The sequence below is a fragment of the Nocardia sp. NPDC049935 genome (assembly GCF_055586645.1).
The window spans coordinates 120,751-141,704 of record NZ_JBVJHV010000011.1; the positions used below are offsets into that span (position 1 = coordinate 120,751).

At 68.8% G+C, this 20,954-nt stretch carries 22 protein-coding genes and 1 tRNA gene; 11 read left to right on the top strand and 12 right to left on the bottom strand.

All coding sequences use genetic code 11. The features are described from left to right. Positions 1 to 31 precede the first annotated feature (31 nt). The gene (locus ACZ6SF_RS31585; protein WP_466067180.1) at positions 32 to 1,387 is read right to left on the bottom strand and encodes a serine hydrolase domain-containing protein; all 1,356 of its coding nucleotides are present in this window, start codon (positions 1,385 to 1,387) and stop codon (positions 32 to 34) included. Between the two features lie 418 nt (positions 1,388 to 1,805). On the opposite strand from ACZ6SF_RS31585, the gene ACZ6SF_RS31590 reads away from it, so the two are divergent. Continuing rightward, positions 1,806 to 1,943, top strand: coding sequence for a hypothetical protein (locus ACZ6SF_RS31590; protein WP_466067181.1), 138 nt, complete (start codon positions 1,806 to 1,808; stop codon positions 1,941 to 1,943). A gap of 446 nt (positions 1,944 to 2,389) precedes the next feature. On the opposite strand, the gene ACZ6SF_RS31595 is transcribed toward ACZ6SF_RS31590, so the two are convergent. Next, positions 2,390 to 3,646 (bottom strand): FAD-dependent monooxygenase, encoded by a 1,257-nt coding sequence (locus tag ACZ6SF_RS31595; protein WP_466067183.1) that lies wholly within the window; start codon positions 3,644 to 3,646, stop codon positions 2,390 to 2,392. Between the two features lie 104 nt (positions 3,647 to 3,750). Between ACZ6SF_RS31595 and ACZ6SF_RS31600 the strand changes: the two genes are divergently transcribed. Beyond that, positions 3,751 to 4,317 (top strand): TetR/AcrR family transcriptional regulator, encoded by a 567-nt coding sequence (locus tag ACZ6SF_RS31600; protein ID WP_466067185.1) that lies wholly within the window; start codon positions 3,751 to 3,753, stop codon positions 4,315 to 4,317. Between the two features lie 105 nt (positions 4,318 to 4,422). Here ACZ6SF_RS31600 and ACZ6SF_RS31605 read toward each other — a convergent pair. After that, positions 4,423 to 4,496: transfer RNA gene (locus ACZ6SF_RS31605), tRNA-Pro, on the bottom strand. An 87-nt stretch (positions 4,497 to 4,583) separates the two neighbouring features. Next, complete coding sequence (locus ACZ6SF_RS31610) at positions 4,584 to 5,546, bottom strand: metallophosphoesterase (RefSeq protein ID WP_466067187.1); 963 nt, start codon at positions 5,544 to 5,546, stop codon at positions 4,584 to 4,586. Positions 5,547 to 5,750: 204 nt separating this feature from the next. Between ACZ6SF_RS31610 and ACZ6SF_RS31615 the strand changes: the two genes are divergently transcribed. After that, positions 5,751 to 6,215 carry a GatB/YqeY domain-containing protein gene (locus ACZ6SF_RS31615; RefSeq protein WP_466067189.1) on the top strand — a complete coding sequence of 155 codons (465 nt, stop codon included), beginning with the start codon at positions 5,751 to 5,753 and terminating at the stop codon, positions 6,213 to 6,215. Between the two features lie 21 nt (positions 6,216 to 6,236). Here ACZ6SF_RS31615 and ACZ6SF_RS31620 read toward each other — a convergent pair whose 3' ends face one another. Then, positions 6,237 to 8,555 carry a penicillin-binding protein gene (locus ACZ6SF_RS31620; protein ID WP_466067259.1) on the bottom strand — a complete coding sequence of 773 codons (2,319 nt, stop codon included), beginning with the start codon at positions 8,553 to 8,555 and terminating at the stop codon, positions 6,237 to 6,239. A 419-nt stretch (positions 8,556 to 8,974) separates the two neighbouring features. Here ACZ6SF_RS31620 and ACZ6SF_RS31625 point away from each other — a divergent pair, with 419 nt between their 5' ends. Beyond that, on the top strand, positions 8,975 to 9,301 hold the full coding sequence (locus ACZ6SF_RS31625) for a WhiB family transcriptional regulator (protein WP_450004080.1): 327 nt from the start codon (positions 8,975 to 8,977) through the stop codon (positions 9,299 to 9,301). 108 nt (positions 9,302 to 9,409) lie between these two features. Here ACZ6SF_RS31625 and bagB read toward each other — a convergent pair whose 3' ends face one another. Further along, entirely contained in the window at positions 9,410 to 10,546 is a 1,137-nt protein-coding gene (gene bagB, locus ACZ6SF_RS31630; protein ID WP_466067191.1) for an ATPase BagB, read from the bottom strand. Beyond that, positions 10,543 to 11,562 carry an ATPase BagA gene (bagA, locus tag ACZ6SF_RS31635; RefSeq protein WP_466067260.1) on the bottom strand — a complete coding sequence of 340 codons (1,020 nt, stop codon included), beginning with the start codon at positions 11,560 to 11,562 and terminating at the stop codon, positions 10,543 to 10,545. The genes bagB and bagA overlap by 4 nt, the downstream gene beginning before the upstream one ends. A 169-nt stretch (positions 11,563 to 11,731) precedes the next feature. On the opposite strand from bagA, the gene ACZ6SF_RS31640 reads away from it, so the two are divergent. From ACZ6SF_RS31640 to ACZ6SF_RS31650, 3 genes are all read left to right on the top strand, one after another. After that, the gene (locus ACZ6SF_RS31640; protein WP_085995322.1) at positions 11,732 to 11,896 is read left to right on the top strand and encodes a DUF4177 domain-containing protein; all 165 of its coding nucleotides are present in this window, start codon (positions 11,732 to 11,734) and stop codon (positions 11,894 to 11,896) included. A gap of 5 nt (positions 11,897 to 11,901) precedes the next feature. Next, entirely contained in the window at positions 11,902 to 12,387 is a 486-nt protein-coding gene (locus tag ACZ6SF_RS31645) for a RidA family protein (RefSeq protein ID WP_466067192.1), read from the top strand. A 131-nt stretch (positions 12,388 to 12,518) separates the two neighbouring features. Further along, positions 12,519 to 13,319, top strand: coding sequence for an MBL fold metallo-hydrolase (locus ACZ6SF_RS31650; RefSeq protein ID WP_466067194.1), 801 nt, complete (start codon positions 12,519 to 12,521; stop codon positions 13,317 to 13,319). Between the two features lie 105 nt (positions 13,320 to 13,424). Here the strand turns inward: ACZ6SF_RS31650 and ACZ6SF_RS31655 are convergent, their stop codons facing one another. Together ACZ6SF_RS31655 and ACZ6SF_RS31660 are read right to left on the bottom strand one after the other, a co-directional pair. Continuing rightward, positions 13,425 to 14,099, bottom strand: coding sequence for a Crp/Fnr family transcriptional regulator (locus ACZ6SF_RS31655; RefSeq protein ID WP_357430076.1), 675 nt, complete (start codon positions 14,097 to 14,099; stop codon positions 13,425 to 13,427). Between the two features lie 182 nt (positions 14,100 to 14,281). After that, positions 14,282 to 14,521 (bottom strand): hypothetical protein, encoded by a 240-nt coding sequence (locus tag ACZ6SF_RS31660; RefSeq protein WP_466067196.1) that lies wholly within the window; start codon positions 14,519 to 14,521, stop codon positions 14,282 to 14,284. 106 nt (positions 14,522 to 14,627) lie between these two features. On the opposite strand from ACZ6SF_RS31660, the gene nth reads away from it, so the two are divergent. The 4 genes from nth (at position 14,628) to ACZ6SF_RS31680 (ending at position 18,076) form a co-directional block, all read left to right on the top strand. Continuing rightward, positions 14,628 to 15,461: an endonuclease III gene (nth, locus tag ACZ6SF_RS31665; protein WP_466067198.1), complete on the top strand. Its 834-nt coding sequence runs from the start codon at positions 14,628 to 14,630 to the stop codon at positions 15,459 to 15,461. Beyond that, entirely contained in the window at positions 15,458 to 16,117 is a 660-nt protein-coding gene (locus ACZ6SF_RS31670) for a TlpA family protein disulfide reductase (protein ID WP_466067200.1), read from the top strand. Before nth ends, ACZ6SF_RS31670 begins: the two co-directional genes overlap by 4 nt. A 64-nt stretch (positions 16,118 to 16,181) precedes the next feature. Next, positions 16,182 to 16,886: an NUDIX hydrolase gene (locus ACZ6SF_RS31675; protein ID WP_466067202.1), complete on the top strand. Its 705-nt coding sequence runs from the start codon at positions 16,182 to 16,184 to the stop codon at positions 16,884 to 16,886. After that, entirely contained in the window at positions 16,883 to 18,076 is a 1,194-nt protein-coding gene (locus ACZ6SF_RS31680; RefSeq protein ID WP_466067203.1) for a MarP family serine protease, read from the top strand. The genes ACZ6SF_RS31675 and ACZ6SF_RS31680 overlap by 4 nt, the downstream gene beginning before the upstream one ends. A 69-nt stretch (positions 18,077 to 18,145) precedes the next feature. Here the strand turns inward: ACZ6SF_RS31680 and ACZ6SF_RS31685 are convergent, their stop codons facing one another. Genes ACZ6SF_RS31685 through nhaA form a run of 3 tightly spaced genes read right to left on the bottom strand, consistent with a single transcriptional unit; the run spans position 18,146 to position 20,902 of the window. Further along, entirely contained in the window at positions 18,146 to 19,108 is a 963-nt protein-coding gene (locus ACZ6SF_RS31685; RefSeq protein WP_466067205.1) for an alpha/beta fold hydrolase, read from the bottom strand. Positions 19,109 to 19,156: 48 nt separating this feature from the next. Next, positions 19,157 to 19,651 (bottom strand): phage holin family protein, encoded by a 495-nt coding sequence (locus tag ACZ6SF_RS31690; RefSeq protein ID WP_466067206.1) that lies wholly within the window; start codon positions 19,649 to 19,651, stop codon positions 19,157 to 19,159. Between the two features lie 36 nt (positions 19,652 to 19,687). Further along, complete coding sequence (gene nhaA, locus ACZ6SF_RS31695; protein ID WP_466067208.1) at positions 19,688 to 20,902, bottom strand: Na+/H+ antiporter NhaA; 1,215 nt, start codon at positions 20,900 to 20,902, stop codon at positions 19,688 to 19,690. Positions 20,903 to 20,954 lie beyond the last annotated feature (52 nt).

The following is a 20,954-nucleotide window of genomic DNA, read 5'->3' on the forward strand; positions in this document are numbered from 1 at the left end:
GGCATATCTCTGCCGGTACCCGGCTCCCGGTTCAGCCGCGGATGCCGGGCGTCCGTGGATCGCCGCCCACGCAGATCAGCAGTGTGCAGCCGGGCGGGGCGTCGCTGAACGGGGCGGCCAGCGGTTGCCCGAGGCAGGCCAGCACATCGCAACCCGGATACGCCGACTGGCCGATACCGAAAACGGCCAGCAGGATATCGGTGTCGATATAGGAATCCGGGTCGGCCTGGACCGGGGGCTCGTTATAGGGCCCCGGATCGGCGACCGGCGGTTCCCGGAACGCCCCCATCAGCAGCCGGAAGAATTCGTGCGGCAGTTCATCGGTGTTCTGCAGGATCCCGGCCGGCCCGTACCGGCTGATATTGCCGAAAGCGCCCGTCCACACCACCACCAGATCCAGGCTCGGCATCACGAAGACGTTCTGCATCCCCGCACCGGCCATGGCATAGGTGTCCGGCGGAAGGAACGACGCGTTCTCGGCGCACCCGGCGCCGGTCCAGAACAGGTATCCGTAGCAGGGGTTGGTGGCCGACGGAGTGGTCGCGCGGGCGAGATAGTCCGCGGGCACGATCTGCCGCCCGTTCCAATCGCCGCCGCCCGCGACCAGCAGGCCGAGTTTCGCCAGATCGTCCGGTGGGATCAGCAGATGCGCGTAGCCGTAGGTGTGACCGGACCGGTCGCGCGCCCAGTACCAGTCGCCACGGGCGATCCCCAGCGGATCGAACAGTTCGCGCTGCGCGAATTCCTGAAGCGGTTCGCCGACCGCCAGTTCCACCACATAGGAGAGCAGGTCCACGGTGCGCTGGCTGTAGGTGAAAACGGTTCCGGGTTCGTGATCCAGCGGTACGCCCAGGGCCTGCACGGCGCTGTTGGGGTCGATCGGGATGGCTCCCGTGATGCCCTCGGTGACCACGCCGGTGCGCATTCCGGAGGTTTCGGTGAGCAGGTTGCGCACCGTGATCGCGCGCCGCGCCGGATCGCCCAGTCCAGGTGGCAGATACCGGTCGATCGGCGCCTCGATATCCAGCAGTCCCCGGTCGGCCGCGATCCCGCCGAGCAGCGAGACCACACTCTTGGTCACGCTCCAGACATTCCACGGCAGATGCCCCGTCTGCCCGTTACCGGGCCCTTCTCCGATCAGGCAGTTGTGCCGGAAGATCTGCACGTTCAACCGATTTCGGTCACCGGCGAAGGCCAGCGCGGCGGCCAGCCGGTCCGGGTCGAAACCGGCCTGTTCCGGCCGCGCGCGCTGCGGCTCGCGTGCCGAGGAGACCTCGCATGCCGCCTCGGCCGGTTCGGGGGCCGCGGACGCCTGTGCTGCGAAAATCTGCCCGGCCACCAGTAATACCGCAGTAACTCCCGCCAGGAGCCCGCCCGAACGCGCCATGCGGATCACCCTAATGCGCGCGGCGCGGCGGTGCCGGTTTCCCGCGTGCGCCGCCCCAGCAACGGCGAGCCCCCGGCCGATCACGTATCGGCCGGGGGCGCTCGCTCACCGGCGCCGCGGCGGCACCGGTCCGCTTCCTTCTACAGCAGGCCGAACCAGTACACGGCACAGGCCAGGGCCCAGAGGACCAACGTATCCATCGACACTCCCACTTCTGTCGTAGCGGATGCCTCCATGATGCCCGAGATACCCGGGCCCGCGGGCCGGTCCTCCGAACCCGTGGCACGACCTTGTCCGGGCCGTGACGGGCCGTGTTCGCAGCGTTATAAGTTCACGTTAAGGGCGCGCCAAGTGCCGGGCCGCATTGTTGTGTCGTAGCCGGAACAGACCGGCGGACACAACGAGAAGGAAACCCGAGATGATCACCGAGCCGACCACCGCCCGGGCCGGCGCCGCCGGGGGACAGACCGCGGTGGCGAATACCGAAATGTATGCGATCGGCCACCCGGCCGGGGGCGGTCGCACCGAACCCGGCGTCTTCGGCACCCGCCAGTAGCCGAAGCCGCCGCAGAAGGTCCGGGATATGGGCCGGTGCCTGGGGAGGACCCGGCACATATCCCGATCACAGGACGGATCCCCGGGATCCGTCGAGGGGGGTGAGAGGTGGTTCCGGCGTCCGGGGAGGAGATCCGGAGCCGCCTCGGAGTTGAAGGGGTCCGGGAAACCGGAGGGCCGGTCTGCCTCGTGGGGTGGCAGACCGGCCGGGAAACGAAGGTCGTGCGCCGGACCGGTCTCGCGGGGTGACCGGTCCGGCGGGTCGGCGATACCAATTCGGCTCTTCCGGATGCTCAGCAGCGGAATCGGCGGACCAGAGAGTTCGGCCGATCCGCCGCCGCGAAAGGTAACCGTTGGATGATCGGCGACACCATACGGCCAGTGGGTCTCCGGCCGGCCGGACGAAACAGTGTTGCGCCGGCCGGCCATTCGGTGGAGGGGCGGTGGTCAGGACGCGACCGCACCCGTCCGGTCGCCGGGATAGTCGGGGAGGGTGTAACTCTCCGTCGCGGTGAGCATCCGGGTCATCATCGGTTGCATCGGTCGCGACATCGCCACCCGCAGTAGCGCGCGGGAAGCCCGGATACCCGTCATGGTCCGCGGGGCCATCGCCTTCACCCCACCCGGCGGCAGTTCCTGCGCGGTGTCGACGAACGGGCGCAGAACCTCCGAGTACCGCGCGAGCGCGGCGCCGGGCCGGTCCGGCGTACGTGCCAGTTCGCCGGTCAGCACATACGCGCCCACCAGGGCCATCGCCGTGCCCTGGCCGGTGAGCGGCGAACCGCAGTAGCCGGCGTCGCCGACCAGCGCGATCCGGCCGGTCGCCCACTCGGGCATGACGATCCGGGCCATTTCGTCGAAGTAGAAATCATCGGCGTGATCCATGGCGTCGACGATCTCCCGGCAGATCCAGCCGCCGCCGGCGAGCCGGTCCCGGATCAGTTGTCGCTGCGCCGCGGGATCGCGGTCCAAGGCCGGGTCGGCGGGCCGGCGGATGGTGACCAGCGCCTTGGACGTGGCCGGATCCGCGTCGGGCCGCAGTCCCGCCACGACCCCGCCCGGCATCGAGTACATGGTCATCCAGTGCGGTTCGATTCCCGCGGGCGTCGGCACGGTGAAATACGAGGTGTACGCGCCGAGATAGGTACTGAACTGTTCCTCCGGCCCGAAGGCCAGCCGCCGGGTGACCGAGTGCAGGCCGTCGGCGCCGACGACGAGGTCGTACTCCTCGGTGTGCCCGGAAGCGAATTCCACCGTCACGCCGTCGGCGTGCTCACGCAGCCCCCGCAGATGCTCGCCGTAGCGGTAGTCGATTCCGGTTTGCCCGGCTGCCTCGTACACGGCATCGAGCAACACCTGGTTCAGATCGCCGCGGGTGATCTCGATCTCCGCGACTGCCCCGTTGCCGCCGAACGCCTCGGCCGGCATCCGCAGCACTTCCCGCCCGTTCGCGTCGACATGCAGCATGCCGCGTTCGTCGAGTTGCCGCCGCCGGATTCCCGGCATCAGGCCCATGCGCTCGGCGACGAGCCGGCTGGGGCCGCGCAGGTCGACCGCCTGGCCGCCCGGCCGGGGCCCGGGGGCGCGTTCGACGACGGTCGGCCGGATACCGCTGCGCAGCAAGCGCAGCGCCACGGCGTTACCGGCGATTCCGCCGCCGGAGATCAGCACTCGGAGGTTGCCGGGGATGGGGTGGGTGGTCATCGGGCCCTCGATTCGATTGGGTCGAACGTCTTAGACGAATGTCTAACACAGATCTAGAACAATCGTCTAGAACAAATGTCTAAGACGTGATCTAGAGTGGGCGTATGGGAAACAAGGAGGATCTGCTCGCCGCCGCCCGGACCTGCATCTACGAGCGCGGATTCGCCGCCACCACGGCCCGCGACATCGCGACCGCCGCCGGGGTGAGCCTGGCCGCGATCGGCTACCACTTCGGGTCGAAGGACAGGTTGCTCACCGAGGCGTTCACCGATGAGAGCGGCCGGGTGATCGGCGACGAGATGGAACGCCGGATCCGCGCCGGGGCGGGCACACCGCCGGGGGCCGCGCTTGCGCGGGTATTCGACGGTATGGCCGACGTGTTCTCGCAGCACCGCGATGTCCTGGTGGCCAGTGTGGAGAACCTGGTGCGGATCTATCGCACACCGAGCGAACAGGCCCGCATGGGCGAGTTGAGCGCCACAGCGGCCACCGAAATGGCAACCATCCTGGCCGAATCCCATCCCGGGCTGGGCGAATCCCGGGCTCGCGCGTTGGCCGAGTTCTATCTGGTGATCCTCAACGGACTCGCACTGACCTGGATGAGCAACCCGGAGGGCGAACTACCCTCCGGCGCCCAACTCGCCGAAGCTCTGGACGCGCTACGCGGATAGGTCCGCGCCGGAGAGTGGAAGGTGTCGGGGCCGGAAGGGGTTTCGTGAAACGAGAAAGGCCCCTGACGAAAGTCAGGGGCCTTATCGTGTCTCGACCAACACGAGTCGGGGTGGCGGGATTTGAACCCACGACCTCTTCGTCCCGAACGAAGCGCGCTACCAAGCTGCGCCACACCCCGTGAAGCGGACCTGAGGTAGCTTACATCAGGTCCGGGCCGGATAAGAAACCGCCTGTTCAGGGCTGTTTATACCGGCCGACCGGCCCGTCAGCGGGCGACGGCCTGCGAGGTCGAGATACCGTGGCCGGATTCGGCGGCCGGTTTCTTCGGCGGCACCGCCACCAGGGTGAGCAGGGTCGCCTCGGGACGGCAGCAGAAGCGGTACGGCGCCCACGGCGAGGTGCCGATACCGGCGGAGACGTGCAGGCGGGTATGCGCACCCCACTTCGACGGCCCCTTCACCCGGGAGCGATCGATATCGCAGTTGGTGACCAGGGCGCCGTAACCGGGCAGGCACAGCTGCCCGCCGTGGGTGTGGCCGGCCAGGACGAGGTCGTAGCCGTCCTCGGCGAAGCGGTCGAGGACCCGCGGCTCCGGCGAATGGGTGAGGCCGATTCGCAGGTCGGCGAGTGGATTGGGGGCGCCCGCGATGGTGTCGTAGCGGTCGCGCTGCAGATGCGGATCGTCGACGCCCGCGCTGGCGATCCGGATACCGCCGACCTCGATATCGCGCCGGGTATGGGTGAGGTCCAGCCAGCCGCGTTCGGTGAACGCGGCGCGCAGATCCTTCCACGGCAGCGGCGCCCCGTGTACCCGCTTGTGGTTCTTGTCGAAGTACTTCAGCGGGTTCTTCGGCACCGGCGCGAAATAGTCGTTGCTGCCGAAGACGAACAGGCCGGGCCGCGACAGCAACGGGCCCAGCGACTGCACCACGGCCGGGACCGCCTTCTGATGCGAGAGGTTGTCGCCGGTGTTGATCACCAGGTCCGGTTCCAGCCGGTCCAGTTCGCGCAGCCACTGCTGTTTGAGCTTCTGCCCGGGGGTCATATGCAGATCGCTGATGTGCAACACCCGCAGCGGCGCCGAACCCGGCCGCAGCACCGGCATGGTGGTTTCGCGCAGGACGAAGGCGTTGCGTTCGATCAGTGAGGCGTAGCCGACTCCGGCCGCCGCGGCTCCGGCGGCGCCGAATGCGGTTCGGCGGAGGACCGACGTCGAGATCACGGGCATTTGCCCAGCATAGGTGACCGGCACCCGCTACGCGCAGCGTGTTGAGCCACAGTTACAGGGGCGTGGCGCCGCGATGACCCTGCGTAACGGGCCGTGAGCGGCCCGTGGCCTCGGGAAACAGGGAGTCGCGAACCGGGCGGACACGCCCACCGCTCGCGGGTTAACCGGTGGGCGTGGCGATGCGCAGCGGCTACCGTTGCGCGCATGTCGGAACTGAAATCGAAGCTGCGCGCCGATATGACCGCCGCGATGAAGTCCAGGGATTCGCTGCGCCTGAACACGCTGCGAATGCTGCTGGCCGCCGTGCAGACGGCCGAGGTCGCCGGGAAGGAAGCCCGCGAGCTCTCCGACGCCGAGATCGTGGGGGTTCTCACCAAGGAGTCCAAGAAACGCAACGAGGCCGCCGAGGTCTACACCCAGGCGGGTCGCGGCGAGTTGGCGGCCAACGAGCACGCCGAGGCGCGGATCATCGACGAATATCTGCCCACCCAGCTCACCGAGGCCGAGGTGGCCGATCTCGCGGATACCGCGATCGCCGAGGTCGCCGAGGAACTCGGCGAACGGCCGGGGATGCGGCAGATGGGGCAGGTCATGAAGGTTGCCACCGCGCTGGCCGCGGGTAAGGCCGACGGCTCCCGGATCTCCGCGGCGGTGAAGGCGCGACTCTGAGCCGCGCCCGCACCGGCCGGGTCACCGGGGGATCGGTACCGGGATCGGGATCGGGGGCAGGAACGGCGGCAACGGCAGACCGGGCGCGTTCGGTGTCGGCGCCGCGGGGCGGCCCTGCTGGGGTGCTTCCCGGATGGTGCCGTCGCTGAGGTAGATCGTCACCTGTGAGCCCGGAATCGCCGAGCCGTTCGGAGTCGACCCGGTGACGGTGCCCTTCGGCGCCGATCCCGGGGCGTTCACCGAGGTGACCTTGAACCCGGCGCCGGTGAGGGCTCCGGTGGCCTCACCCGCCGTCATTCCCACCACGTCGGGGACCTGCGCGTTCTCGGCACCGCGCACGTATTTCTCGTCGATGGGCGGCAGGGCGGGTGGCGGATAGTTCGCCGCGGCGCCCTTCACCGCGCCGAACCAGGTCCGGGCGGGTTCGTTACCGCCGAACAGGCCGTTGGCATCGCTGGCGGGGCAGTTGCGCAGCGGGAAGGAGCAGATCTCGCCGGGCGTCGGGCTGTCGCCGTAGACGTAGGTGGCGCCGGCCATGGAATTGGTGAATCCGAGGAAGGCCGAGGAGCGGTGGCTTTCGGTGGTGCCGGTTTTCGCCGCCACCGGCATATTCCAGCCGGTGGCTCCGGCCGCGGCCGAGGCAGTACCCCCGCCGCTGTGGTCCTTGCTCATCGCGTTGGCGAGAGTGTTGGCCAGACCCGGTTCGACGACCTGCTCGCAGGCCTGCTCGGTGAGCGGTACCGGTTTGCCGTAGCGGTCGATGACCTCGGCGATCGGGGACGGCGGGCACCAGACACCGCCGGAGGCGATCGTCGCCGCCACATTCGACAGTTCCAGCGGGTTCACCGCGACCGGCCCGAGGGTGAACGAACCCAGATTCTGGCCCTTGATCATATCGGCGAGACTCTGGTTGTCGTCGTGCCCGGAGGTACCGGCCTCGGTGTAGGACCGCAGGCCCAGACGGACCGCCATATCGACGGTCGGCGTCACGCCGACGGCCTGGATGAGTTTCACGAACGCGGTGTTCGGCGAGGTGGCCAGCGCCTCGGTGACCGACATCGGCGACCGGTAGTTGCCGGCGTTCTCGACGCAGTAGGTGGCGGGCGGGCAGCCGGGTGCGCCGCCGTTGCCCATGCCACGCGCGTCGAACCGGCCCGGAACGTCGAGCTGGGCGTTGATGCCCATGCCCTTCTCCATCGCCGCGGCGGTCGTGAACAGCTTGAACACCGATCCGGCGCCGTCACCGACCATCGAATACGGCTGGGCGAGCAGGGTTTCGTGCTCGTCCCGGTTCAGGCCGTAGGTGCGGCTGCTCGCCATCGCGAGCAGCGGGTGTTTGTCCTTGCCCGGGCCGATCAGCGACATCACCTCGGCGATATTCGGCAGATGCGGGTCGGCGTTGGCGTTGACCGAACGTTTCACCGAGTCCTGGACGGCGGGGTCCAGGGTGGTGCGGATGAGGTATCCGCCCTTCTCGATCTGCTCTTTGCTCAGGCCCGCGTTCGCGAGGTACGACAGGGCGTAATCGCAGAAGAAGCCGCGGTCGTTGGCCGCGATACAACCGCGGGGCAGGCCCTTGGGCTCCGGGAGTACGCCCAGCGGCTGGGTCTTCGCGGCGCGCAGTTCCTCGGCCCGGCTGGGGATGTTCTGGATCATGGTGTCCAGCACCGTGTTGCGCCGGACGGTGACGCCCTCGGGGTTGGTGTAGGGGTTCAGCTTGGAACTGCTCTGCACCATGCCGGCCAGCATGGCCGATTGGGCGGCGTTCAGGTCCTTGGCGTCGATACCGAAGTAGGTCTGGGCGGCGTCCTGGATGCCGTAGGAGGAGTTACCGAACGGCACCAGATTCAGGTACCGGGTGAGGATCTCGTCCTTGCTGAGCTCTTTGTCCAGGGTGAGCGCCATCCGGATCTCGCGGATCTTGCGCGCGGGGGTGGTCTCGATGGCGGCCCGGCGTTCGGCGTCGGTCTTCGCGACGACGAGCAGGTTGAAGTTCTTCACGTACTGCTGGTCGATCGTGGAGGCGCCCTGCTGGACCTCACCGCTGCTGGTGTTGGTGAGGAAGGCCCGGATGGTGCCCTGCCAGTCCACACCGTGGTGGTCGGCGAAGCGTTTGTCCTCGATGGAAACGATGGCCAGCTTCATATCGTTGGAGATCCGGTCGCTGGGTACTTCGAACCGGCGCTGTTCGTACAGCCAGGCGATGGGATTACCGGCGGCGTCCACCATGGTGGAGACGGCGGGCACGGTTCCCTCGACCAGCTCCGCGGAGACGTTGTCGACGGCGTCGGCGGCGCGGTTCGAGACGAATCCGAAACCTCCGGCGACCGGGAACAACATTCCCGCAACGAGCACGGAGGCGAGTACACAGCTGCCCGCCAGCTTGATGAGCGCACGTGTGATCGGCACAGCACCAGCGTAGAGGGTGGGCCCGCGGCGCTCGTGAAGTGTGGACACCGGGTGTTGTTCCGTTCGATTCGAGATCTTCGCGCCGGATTCGCGCGATAGGTCCTGACATGCGAATACGGGCTCGTGGGCGGGGAACGGACCGGAGTCGGCAGGCACGGACGTACCAAAAAGTCATCATCCGGTCTTGCGCTCGGGGCATACCTTTACCTAGATTGAGAGCTCAGTGTGATAGAGCTAACACTCAATGTGGAATGTGGTGCACTTCGCAGCGGGGTTCGGGTTGCTGCGGGGTGGCACGCGATTCCGGAGCGCCGTGACCCGGTGTTCGGACTGGCAAAGGGGCACACCAAATGCACATGACAACCACCCCCGTCGCTCGATTGAACGTAGAGCAGGCCGAAGCGAGGATCGCCTGGGTCTCCCAGGCCCGATGCAAGGAAGTGGATCCCGATCAACTGTTCGTCCGCGGCGCGGCTCAGCGCAAGGCGGCGACGATCTGCCGGCACTGTCCGGTCCTGATGGAATGCGGGGCGGACGCCCTCGACAACAGGGTCGAGTTCGGAGTGTGGGGTGGTATGACCGAACGGCAACGGCGGGCGCTGCTCAAGCAGCATCCGGACGTGACCTCCTGGGCGGATTTCTTCCACGTCCAGCGGACGCACCAGGTAGCGATGTAAGCCAATTCCCATTGGACGACCCGGCCGCCGGCCACTCGCGGGACGAGTGGCCGGCGGCCGACTACCCGGGGCCGGATATCCGGTTCCGGCGCGGCGGTCCGGCGGTGCTCAGCCCGCCGCGGTGGAATCGCCGCCCGCCAGCTGCGCCCCGACCGCCCGCAGTGCCGTCAGATCGGTGACATCGAAGGGCAGCGCGGTCACCGGGACGATCTTCACCCGCGGATGGGCGCCGGTGAACCGGTGCAGCAGATGCTGTTCCCGCCGCGCGGTCGCCACCCGCTGCCCGTGCACCCGCAGCACCCCCGCCGCCAGCGGTTCGGTCTCGGCCAGCCGGTCGGCGGCGGTGAGCGCGTGATCGGCCGGGAGCGAGCACAGCACCGGATGGGTGCGGTTGAGGACCAGACCGGCCAGCGGCATCTTCTCGGTCGAGAGCCGGTCGACGAAGAACGACGCTTCGCGGAGCGCGTCCGGTTCGGGCGCCGCGACCACCAGGAAATGCGTTCCCGGTTCGGCCAGCATGTCGAAGGTGCGGTTGGCCCGCTCCTGGAAACCACCGAACAGCGATTCCAGCGACTGCAGGAAATTCGAGGCGTCCTTGAGCATCTGGCCGCCCACGATGGTCGACACCCCGCGCACCGCCAGGCTCATCGCGCCGGTGACGAACCGCCCGACCCCGCGGCCGGGCGCCATGATGACCCGGATCATGCGGCCGTCGAGGAAGTTGCCGAGCCGCTTGGGGGCGTCCAGGAAATCCAGGGCGTTGCGCGACGGCGGGGTGTCCACCACGATGAGATCCCATTCCCGGCGCCCGGCGAGCTGGCCCAGTTTCTCCATCGCCATGTATTCCTGCGTGCCGCCGAACGAGGAGGCCACCGCCTGATAGAAGGGGTTGGCGAAGATCTGCTCGGCCTTGTCCGGCGCGGTGTGCTCGAGCACCATCTCGTCGAAGGTGCGCCGCATGTTCAGCATCATCGCGTGCAGCTGGCCCTTGGCCTCGGGGCCCAGTTCGACCCGCTGCGGGCTGTTGTCCAGGTCGGCGACCCCCAGCGACTGGGCCAGCCGGCGGGCGGGATCGATGGTGAGAACCACGACCTTGCGACCCTGTTCGGCCGCCCGCAGCGCGATCGCGGCCGCGGTGGTGGTCTTGCCGACCCCGCCGGATCCGCAGCACACCACGACCCGGGCCGCCGGATCGTCGATGATGGTGGAGATATCCAGCGCCGCCGGACCCGGTCGCGTACTCATCGGACTCCCTGCTCGTTCAGATGGGCGGCCAGTTCGTACAGGCCGCCCAGGTCCATACCGTCGGCCAGCGCGGGCAGCAGCAAACGCGCGACCTCTACGTTCAGCAGTTCCGACGCGCTCTGGTCCTGGGTGTTGATGGTGGCCGAATGTTCCACCGCCTCGGTGAGCAGACCCGTGAAATCGGCGGCGGACAGGCCGATTCCGGCAGCCTCGAGGGTGGCGCGCAGCGCCTCGGTGTCGAGTTCGCCGTCGGTGGCGGCGGCGCGCGATTCGGCGGACATCGGACTGTGTGCGGCCCGGTTGACGATCACGCTGCCGATACGCAGGTCGCCCGCGCGCAGTTCGGCGATGGCATCCAGGGTTTCCTGCACCGGCAGTGCCTCGAGCAGAGTGACCAGGTGGATCACCGTCTGATCGGAATGCAGCAGCTGGGAGACGCCTTCCGACTGGGCCGCGATCGGCCCGCCCTTGGCGAGTTCGGCCATGGCCTTGGTGACATCCAGGAAACTCGCGATCCGGCCGGTGGGCGGCGCGTCGACGACCACCTCGTCGTATACCGGTTTGCCGTCCTTACCCGCCCGGACCACGCATTCCTTGATCTTGCCGGTGAGGATGACGTCACGGAGCCCCGGCGCGATGGTGGTGACGAAATCGATCGCCCCCATCCGGCGCATGGCCCGGCCGGCGAAGCCCAGGTTGTAGAACATGTCGAGGTATTCGAGGAACGCGTGCTCGATATCGAGGGCCAGTGCCATCACCTCGCCGCCGCCGTCGGCGGTGGCGATCTTGGTCTCGGTCGGCGGCAGCGGCGGCAGATCGAACAACTGCGCGATGGACTGCCGGTTCTCCACCTCGACCAGCAGGACCCGCCGGCCGCCCGCGGCCAGGGCAAGCGCCAGCGCGGCGGCAACCGTCGACTTACCGGTGCCGCCCTTACCGGACACATAGTGCAGGCGGGCGTTCGTCGCACGATCGGGCCATCCGGTTTTCAGGGCCGGCCCGGCCGATTCCGACATCGTCGTTGGTTCTGCCACGGTCGCGAGCCTATAGCGCGCGGTGAACGCACGCCCGCATACTCCGATTCGCAGCGATGTGGTGTACCAGACACCGGGATGTGCCACGGGGTCCGCCACCCGCCGGTGCCTGCGCCGGGGATCGTCCGGACACCCAGTACGCTCGGTGCGCATGAGCGATGTGACCCAGTGGGAGTACGCGACCGTGCCGCTGCTTACCCATGCGACCAAACAGATCCTGGACCAGTGGGGCGCCGACGGCTGGGAACTGGTGACGGTGCTGCCCGGGCCGACCGGTGAGCAGCATGTCGCGTACCTCAAGCGGCCGAAGCAGTAAGCGCCGTGGCGGAATCGGACAAGACCGCGTCCGGCGTCGACTGGCGGGCGAACCTGGACCGGCTGGGACTGACCGTCCCCGAGGTGGTGGCCCCCGTGGCCGCCTACGTGCCCGCGGTGCGCAGCGGCTCGTACGTGTACACCTCCGGGCAGTTGCCCTTCGTCGCCGGTGAGCTGACGGCGGTCGGTAAGGCCGGCGCCGAGGTCTCCCTCGAGGACGCGGCGGTCGCCGCCCGCTGGTGCGCGCTCAACGCGCTGGCCGCGGTGCACGATCTGGTCGGCCTGGATGCCGTGGTGCGGATCGTGAAGGTCGTCGGATTCGTGGCCTCGGCGCCCGGGTTCACCGACCAGCCGCTGGTGATCAACGGGGCCTCCGAACTGCTGGGTGAGGTGTTCGGCCCCGCCGGCGCCCACGCCCGTTCGGCGGTGGGCGTATTCGAGCTGCCGCGTAACACCCCGGTCGAAGTGGAACTGATCGCCGAGGTCCGCTAGGGCCGTCCGAGCGGACTCGCGGGTACGGCGCCGGGGACGGCACATACCCGGCGCCACCGGTCGGCCGGATAGGGACGGCCGGACCGCGGGCCGTAGATTCGACTGTGCTGCTTTCGAACCGGAGGTGTCGTATGACACTCGCCCATCCCGCCTACGGACAGTTGCGCGCGGTGACCCCCTCGGCCTCGGTGCTGCTGGCGGACAATCCCGGCCCGATGACCCTGGACGGAACCAACACCTGGATCCTGCGGGCGCCCGGCCGTCCGGACTGTGTGGTCGTCGACCCCGGGCCGGACGACCCCGCGCATATCGCGCGTATCGCCGAGGTGACCGGCGGCGCGGTCGCGCTGACGCTCATCACGCATCGGCATCCCGACCACACCGGCGGTATCGACGAACTGGTCCGGCTGACCGGCACACCGGTGCGGTCCATGGATCCGGAATTCCTGCGCGGTGCGGTCGCCCCGCTGATCGACGGTGAGGTCGTCGACGCCGCGGGACTCCGGATCACCGTGCTGCACACGCCGGGCCATACCGCCGACTCGGTGAGCTTCCTGCTCGCCGACGCGGTGCTCAGCGGTGACACGATCCTCGGGCGCGGTACCACCGTGCTGGACCGGGACGGCACCCTGCGCGACTATCTGGAGTCGATGGACCGTCTGCTGGAAGCGGGCGCCGGATCGGCGCTGCTGCCCGCGCACGGGCCCGATCACCCCGATCTGGAACCGGTCGCCCGGTACTACATCGCCCATCGGCAGGAACGCCTGGCGCAGGTCCGGTCGGCCCTGGCCGAACTCGGCGCCGACGCCGACGCCATGGCGATCGTGCGCACGGTCTACTCGGATGTCGACGAGAGCCTGTGGCCGGCCGCCCAGAGTTCGGTGGAATCCCAGCTGGCCTATCTGCGGTCGGAGCGGGACACACAGAACTGAGCCGAGGCGGGATTCCCCGGGCGGCCCGCCGCGCCGGGGGCTCGTCACCGGTTCCGATCGGCGCTGCGGCCGGAACCGGTCACGGCTCCCGGTGCGGGAGCGGCGTCAGCGGGCCCGGCGGGCCAGCCGCTCGGAGTCGGAGATCAGCACGCTCTTGCCCTCGAGGCGCAGCCAGCCGCGATGCGCGAAATCGGCGAGCGCCTTGTTGACGGTCTCCCGGGAGGCGCCGACGAGCTGGGCGATCTCCTCCTGGGTGAGGTCGTGGGTGACCCGCAGCGCACCGGCTTCCTGGGTGCCGAAACGCTGCGCGAGCTGCAGCAGCGCCTTGGCGACACGGCCGGGAACGTCGGTGAAGATCAGGTCGGCGAGATTGTTGTTGGTGCGGCGCAGGCGGCGGGCGAGCACCCGCAGCAGCTGTTCGGCGATCTCCGGGCGCTGATCGATCCAGGCCTTGAGCGCGTCGCGGTCCATGGTGACCGCGCGGACCTCGGTCACCGTGGTGGCGGTGGAGGTACGCGGGCCGGGATCGAAGATGGAGAGCTCGCCGAACATATCCGACGGACCCATGATGGTCAGCAGGTTCTCCCGGCCGTCGGGGGAACGCCGGCCGAGCTTCACCTTGCCCGATGTGATGATGTACAGCCGGTCACCCGGTTCGCCTTCGTTGAAGATGACATGGCCGCGCGGGAAATCCACGGGGTTCAGCTGTTTGGCGAGCGCAGCCACCGCGGTGGGCTCAACGCCTTGGAAGATGCCTGCTCTGGCGAGGGCCTCGTCCACGAATGTGCTCCTTAGGAAAATGGCTGTAGTCGTCGGCGGACCGAAGCGGTTCGGCCGACAGTGCAGTCTACGCGGCCGGTCGGCGCGCAGTGACAGACACCACGTAAGGAAGGTTAACCGGGGTCGGGCCGCGGCGGGGTATCGGCCGCCCCGATGGGCGTGTACGGGCCCTCGCGCGGCGGTCAGCTCGCGCGAGCGATATCGAGGTTCTCCCCGGCCTCCTCATTGCGGTTACGGCGGCGGCGCATACGCGCGACCGCCGCCGGTAGTCCGAGCCTGGTGAGCTCGTTGACCTCGGCGTTGGTGGCTTTGTCCAGGTAGGCCTGGACTTCCTCGTCGGGCTCGAGAAGTTTGCGAAGCCGGTTCTCCACTCGTTCCATGCCGAGTGCGAACAGCATCAACACCACTGGGAAGAGCACCACAGCGAGTCCTTGCATGCCGGGTAGTAAACACGGTCGAGGTCTCAGATGGAATACGGGAGTAGAACTGACAAGGCAACGTTGTCGGACGGTTCCGTATGGTGGACGGGTGCGAATCTCCCCCTCCGATACCGCTGGAAGCGGTGTTTCCGGCGCTGCCGAGGCGGCCTCCGCACCCCCGGCCACGGGTGGGGGCCGGAATCGGAAAACCGGTTCCCGACCGGCGGAAACCCGTTTGGGCCTGGTGCGCCGGGCCCGCCGTATGAACCGCATGCTGGCACGTGCGTTTCCCGACGCGCACTGCGAGCTGGATTTCACCACTCCGCTCGAACTCGCGGTGGCCACGATCCTGTCCGCCCAGTGCACCGACGTGAGAGTGAACATGACCACTCCCGCGCTGTTCGCCGCCTATCCCGATGCCCGCGCCTACGCCGAGGCGAACCGCACGGAGCTGGAAGAACTCATCCGTCCCACGGGTTTCTTCCGCAACAAGGCCAATTCCCTGATCGGACTCGGACAGGCGCTGCTCGAGCAGTACGACGGTGAATTACCTCACACGATGGCGGAATTGGTCCGGTTACCGGGCATCGGCCGCAAAACGGCCAATGTGATTCTGGGAAATGCTTTCGGTGTTCCGGGCATCACCGTCGACACTCATTTCGGCCGGTTGGTGCGGCGCTGGGAATGGACCGCCGAAGAGGATCCGGTGAAGGTCGAACACGCGGTGGGGGCGCTGATCGAACGTAAGGAATGGACGATGCTGTCGCATCGGGTGATCTTTCACGGACGCCGTGTCTGCCATTCCCGTAAACCGGCGTGCGGGGTTTGTGTGCTGGCCAAGGATTGCCCGTCTTTCGGCGCCGGACCCACCGATCCGGAAGCGGCGGCGGCTCTGGTGAAAGGCCCGGAGGCGGCGCATCTGCTCGAACTGGTGGGCCGTTGAGCCGAATACCGGTTTTCTGGAAATGGGCGTTGACGGCTGTCGTGGTGGTCTTGGCCGCGGCGGTGGCGCTGTGGCCACGCGGTGGTTCGGAGAACGCCGGAACCGGCGCCCCGCCGCCGCCCGCGCGCCAGATCGACCCGGCGCTGCGGCAGCAGTCGGGGGTGGCGGACTGTCCCGCCGCGGGCCCTGCCGCGGCCGCGGCCGGACCGCTGGCGGATCTGGTGCTGAGCTGTCTGGCCGACGGCGCGCCCGTCGAACCCGGGCATCTCACCGGCCGGCCGCTGGTGCTCAACCTGTGGGCGTACTGGTGCGAGCCGTGCCGCACCGAACTACCGCTGTTCCAGGAATACGCCGACCGCGCCGGTGACGCGGTGCGGGTGGTGACCGTGCACAGCGACCCGGACGAGGCCAAGGCGCTGTCGCTGCTGGCCGCTCTGAACGAGGACCTGCGGGCCCGGGGGCGTCCGGAATTGCGGTTGCCCGGGCTGCAGGACCCCGACGCCCGCGTCCGCGCGGCGGCGAACGCGCCCACCGCCCTCCCCATCACCGTGCTGGTGCGTGCGGACGGGTCGATCGCCGACTACGTCGCGCGCCCGTTCCGGGATGTGACCGATATCGCCGGCACCGTGGCCGGCGCCCTGGGAGTCGCCGCATGATGCGATACCTCGGCCGGCGCTGCGGCGTCCGCGGACCGCATCCGACCGCTTCGAGGGAGTTCCGGTGAACGAGGAACAGGTGCCGCCCTGGCTCGACGGGGTGGCCGGTCCGGCGCAGCCCGATTTCTCCGATACGCTCGGCCGGGCGCGGGCATTACGCCGCACCCTGGCCGGGCAGGTCCGGCAGGCCGCCGTGCTGGTGCTGTTCTCCGGTGACCCCGACGGTGACCCGGACGGCCCCGGCGGACTGCCCGCCGACGCGGAGGTGCTGTTGACCCAGCGGGCCTCCACCATGCGCCAGCATCGCGGCCAGGTCGCGTTTCCCGGTGGCGCCGTCGATCCCGGCGACGAGGGTCCGGTCGATACCGCGCTGCGCGAGGCATGGGAGGAGACGGGGCTCGACCGCTCCGGGGTCCAGCCGCTCACGACGCTGCCGAAACTGTTCGTCCCGCCGTCCCGGTTCGATGTGACGCCGGTGGTGGCGTATTGGCGCGCGCCCAGCGAGGTCCGGGTGATGGACCGCGCCGAAACCGACCGAGTGGTGCGTATTCCCATGGCGGAACTGCTGGATCCCGCCAACCGCTTCCTGGTGCGCAGTAGTCTCGGCTACCGCGGTCCGGCGTTCCAGGTGGACGGAATGTTGGTCTGGGGACTGACCGGCGGCATACTGGCCGGACTCGTGACTTCACTGGGCTGGGAATCGGAATGGGACCGAACCGACGTGCGTGATCTGGAACAGGCCTTGGCCGCGGTGGGGATGGTGTTGTGAGTTCCTCTGCGTGGCTCGATATAGCGGTTGTCATATTGGCCCTGCTGGCCGCCTCCTCCGGATGGCGGCAGGGGGCGGTGGCGTCCGCTCTGGCCTTCCTCGGGGTGGTGCTCGGCGCCGTCGCCGGAATCCTGATCGCGCCCCATATCCTCGTGCATATCGACGAGGGCCGAAGCCGCGTGCTGGCCGGTGTGCTGCTGATCGTCGCGCTGGTGATCGTCGGCGAGGTGGCCGGTATGGTGCTGGGCCGGGCGGCCCGCAGCGGGATGCGTCACCCCTTCGCCCGGGGCGCCGACAGCGCCGTGGGCGCGGTTCTGCAGACCGGCGCGGTGCTGGTCACGGCCTGGCTGCTCGCATTACCCCTGGCGACCTCCTCGCAGCCCGCGATCGCCGCGGCGATCAACGGATCGCGGGTGCTCGCCGACGTCAACCGGGTCGCGCCGGACTGGTTGCGCCAGTTGCCCAACGAGTTCTCCAAACTGCTGAACACCTCCGGCCTGCCGGATGTGATCGGCCCGTTCGGCCGCGCCCCGATCGCCGCGGTGGAACCCCCGGATCCCAGCGTGCTGACCAGCCCGGTGGCCGCTTCGCTGCAACAGAGCGTGCTGCGCATCCGCGGTGTCGCGCCGAGTTGCCAGCGGGCCCTGGAGGGCTCGGGTTTCGTGATCTCGCCGGAACGCGTGATGACCAACGCGCACGTGGTCGCCGGAACGACCAGTGTGACCGTGGATTCGGCGGCCGGGCCGCTGGACGCCTCGGTGGTGGAATTCGATCCGTCCATGGATATCGCGGTTCTCGCGGTGCCGGGACTGGTCGCGCCCGTCATTCCGCAGGCGCCGGAACCGGCGCGCTCGGGTGAGAGCGCGATCGTGCTGGGCTATCCCGGCGGCGGCCGGTACACGGCCAGCGCGGCGCGGGTCCGGGAGACGCTGGACCTGAGCGGGCCCACCATCTACCGGGACGGGACGGTGGAACGCGAGGTGTACACCGTGCGCGGCCAGGTGCGGGCCGGTAATTCGGGTGGCCCGCTGGTGGATACCGAGGGCCAGGTGCTGGGCGTGGTGTTCGGCGCGGCCGTCACCGACGACGACACCGGCTATGTGCTGACGCTGGACGAGGTCCGCCAGCGGATCACCGCCGCGCCGTCGTCCACCGATGCGGTGGCCACCGGTCCCTGCGTGCTCAGCTGATTCGCCGGCGCCGGCGACTCGCCGGCCGGGCCCGGCCATCGGCCCGGTGGGCCGTGCCCACGGACGAGGTCAGGCCGGGCGCCGGGGCCTGTCGTGGGCGGCGAGGAGTTTCGCGATCTCCGCGGTCACCGCGTCCGGGTTCTCCTGATGCGCGAAATGCGCGGCGTCGCGGATGGTGACGACCCGGCGCCGTGGGGAGAGCTGCGGTCCGCGATGCACGGTGGCGGGCAGGATGTAGCGGTCGGATTCGCCGCGCATCGATACCACCGGGATATCGATCGGCCGCCGCATCACGGCCATGAACCGGCGTCCATCGGGCCGCCACTGGCTCCGGAACGCCCAGCGCTGATATTCCAGGGCGCAGTGCGCCGCGCCGGGGATCCGGATGGCCGACCGCATCCGCCCCGCGGTATCGGCGAAATCCGCCGTCGCCGCCCACGAGTCCGCGCCCCGGCGGCGCAGCACCTCGGCGGCGCCCTGCCCGTCCTGACGGGTCAGCCGGTGTTCGGGTAATCGGGGCAGCTGGGCCCGCAGGAAATCCGGCAGCCAGCTCCGGCGCTGGGCGTTGTCGCGCAGTACCGAACTCTTCAGCGCCGCCGGATGCGGGGAGGAGACCACCGCGATCGACCGGACCAGGCGCGGGTGCAGCACCGCGGTCGCCCAGCACACCAGGCCACCGTCGGCATGCCCGACCAGGGTGGCGTCGCTGTAACCGAGTGCGCGGATGAGCCCGGCGATATCGCCGGCCAGTGTCCAGCCGTCGTAGCCCCGGGGCGGTTTATCGCTGTCGCCGTAGCCGCGCAGATCCACCGCCACCGCGTGATAGCCGAGTTCGGCGAGCGCGGTCAGCTGATGACGCCACGACCACCAGAAGTCGGCGAACCCGTGCAACAGCACGACCAGCGGCGCTTCCGGATCCGCGGGTGCGATACCCGCTACGTGCAGACGGATACCGTTGGCGTGCACATCACGATGTGCCCAGGAACCGTCGTAGCGGACGCTGGACGGGTCCGGTGCATTGTTCGACGCCACGTCGTCCGAGCGTAGTGAACGCCGGGTCGCGTCCGGTGGCTGACCCGCTTACCGGGGCGACTTGTCCAGCGCGACCGCGTCGTCGTGGCTGCCCAGGCCCGAGGGCAGCACGGTCCGGGTCTGCTTGAGCGAATCGATGGTCTTCTCCGGCGCCCGCAGACGTTTCACCTTGCGCCAGCCCAGCAGCGCCAGCAGCACGGTCACCAGGATCATGAACGCGAACACGATCCAGAACGCGGCCCACCGGGTGAGCCAGATGTCCAGCGTCTCGGCGACGGCGAAGAAGAAGAAGAAACTGCTGAACAGCAGGACGGTGAGCGCGGTGATGAAGAAGACGCTGCCCTGCAGGCCCTTCTTGATCTCGCCGGTGACCTCGGCCTTCGCCAGGGCCACTTCGGCGCGAACCAGGGTGGAGACCTGTTCGGACGCATCGCGGACCAGGCTGCCGAAGCTCGCCGAGGCGTGCGGGTCGATCTCGGACAGCGGTATCGAGGTGACCGCGCCTCGTGCACCGTCTCCGTTACCGCCCTGTGTGACACTCACGTCGTCGACCCTCTCCCTGTCCGAACCTGCTCGGTCCTACTGTTCTGGTTCTAGCGCATCCGAGTCCCGCCGTGCTTGGTGGACACGCCCACGCCGCAACAGTAGCGCCGAACCCGCCAGCGATGCGCCCATGGAGGTCACCAGGACCGCGGCCTTGGCCAGTTCCGCGGAAGCGGGGTAGTCCTCGAGCGCCAGTTCTGCCACGAGCAGGCTAACGGTGAACCCGATCGCGCCCAGGACCGACAGGGCGAACATATCCCGGTACCCCAGATACGCGGGACGTTTGGCGATCCCGAGGCGGATCGCGGCCCAGCTGATACCGAAGATGCCGATGATCTTGCCGAACAGCAGGCCGAGGATGATGGCCAGCGAAAGGCGTTCGGTGAAGAGGTCGCCGAGCACCTCGGTGTTGAACGGGACACCGGAGGCGAACAGCGCGAACAGCGGTACGCACAGACCGGCCGAGATCGGCTGGACCTGGTGCTCCCAGCGGGTGGCCGGCGCCTCGTGTTCGCCCTCGTCGGGCCGCACCCGGGTGAGCAGACCGCAGGCCACCCCGGCCAGCGTCGGGTGGATATGCGCCTCGTGCAGGGCATACCAGCACACGAGCCCGATCGCTATATAGATCAGCGGCGAGGTCCACCGCTGCTTCTGGGCGAACCACCACGCCGCGCAGCAGGCCAGGGCAGCAAGCAGCCAGGCGAACGCCAGGCCGGTGGTGAAGAGGATCGCGATGAGCACGATCGCCATGAGGTCGTCGACCACGGCGAGGCTGAGCAGGAATACCCGCGCACTGGCCGGGATCCGGGAGCCGGTCATCGCCAGGACCGCGAGCGCGAAGGCGATATCGGTGGCGACCGGGATGGCCCAGCCGCGATCCATGCCGTCCACGCCGAAGCCCACGCAGTAGGCGATGATCGCGGGGGTCACCACGCCGCCGACCGCGGCGATGATCGGCAGCGCGGCCCGTTTCGGGTCGGCGAGTTCACCGACGACGAGTTCGCGTTTCAGTTCGAGACCGGCGACGAAGAAGAAGACGGCGAGCAGACCGTCCTTGGCCCATTCGGCGACGGTCAGATCCAGGTGCAGCGGCGGGATCGGGAGATGGGTGTCCGCCAAGGTCGTGTAAGTATCGCCCCACGGCGAGTTCACCCACAGCAACGCCACAGCGGCCGCGATCAGCAGTAGTGAGCCGCCGACCGTTTCGGTCCGGAGGTATCTGGCGAGTTCCGACTGAGGGCGGCTGAGCACGGAGAACCTTCCGGTCGACGGGCAACTTCTGCGCCCGCCCGGGCAGAATCCG

What these genes read in the sequence shown, in the direction of transcription:
- ACZ6SF_RS31590 (WP_466067181.1), top strand. Translation starts at nt 1,806, where the DNA reads ATGATCACCGAGCCGACCACCGCCCGGGCCGGCGCCGCCGGGGGACAG.
- ACZ6SF_RS31585 (WP_466067180.1), bottom strand. Translation starts at nt 1,387, where the DNA reads ATGGCGCGTTCGGGCGGGCTCCTGGCGGGAGTTACTGCGGTATTACTG.
- bagB (WP_466067191.1), bottom strand. Translation starts at nt 10,546, where the DNA reads ATGAGTACGCGACCGGGTCCGGCGGCGCTGGATATCTCCACCATCATC.
- ACZ6SF_RS31640 (WP_085995322.1), top strand. Translation starts at nt 11,732, where the DNA reads ATGAGCGATGTGACCCAGTGGGAGTACGCGACCGTGCCGCTGCTTACC.
- ACZ6SF_RS31625 (WP_450004080.1), top strand. Translation starts at nt 8,975, where the DNA reads ATGCACATGACAACCACCCCCGTCGCTCGATTGAACGTAGAGCAGGCC.
- ACZ6SF_RS31600 (WP_466067185.1), top strand. Translation starts at nt 3,751, where the DNA reads ATGGGAAACAAGGAGGATCTGCTCGCCGCCGCCCGGACCTGCATCTAC.
- ACZ6SF_RS31615 (WP_466067189.1), top strand. Translation starts at nt 5,751, where the DNA reads ATGTCGGAACTGAAATCGAAGCTGCGCGCCGATATGACCGCCGCGATG.
- ACZ6SF_RS31595 (WP_466067183.1), bottom strand. Translation starts at nt 3,646, where the DNA reads ATGACCACCCACCCCATCCCCGGCAACCTCCGAGTGCTGATCTCCGGC.
- bagA (WP_466067260.1), bottom strand. Translation starts at nt 11,562, where the DNA reads ATGTCGGAATCGGCCGGGCCGGCCCTGAAAACCGGATGGCCCGATCGT.
- ACZ6SF_RS31650 (WP_466067194.1), top strand. Translation starts at nt 12,519, where the DNA reads ATGACACTCGCCCATCCCGCCTACGGACAGTTGCGCGCGGTGACCCCC.
- ACZ6SF_RS31610 (WP_466067187.1), bottom strand. Translation starts at nt 5,546, where the DNA reads ATGCCCGTGATCTCGACGTCGGTCCTCCGCCGAACCGCATTCGGCGCC.
- ACZ6SF_RS31620 (WP_466067259.1), bottom strand. Translation starts at nt 8,555, where the DNA reads ATGTTGTTCCCGGTCGCCGGAGGTTTCGGATTCGTCTCGAACCGCGCC.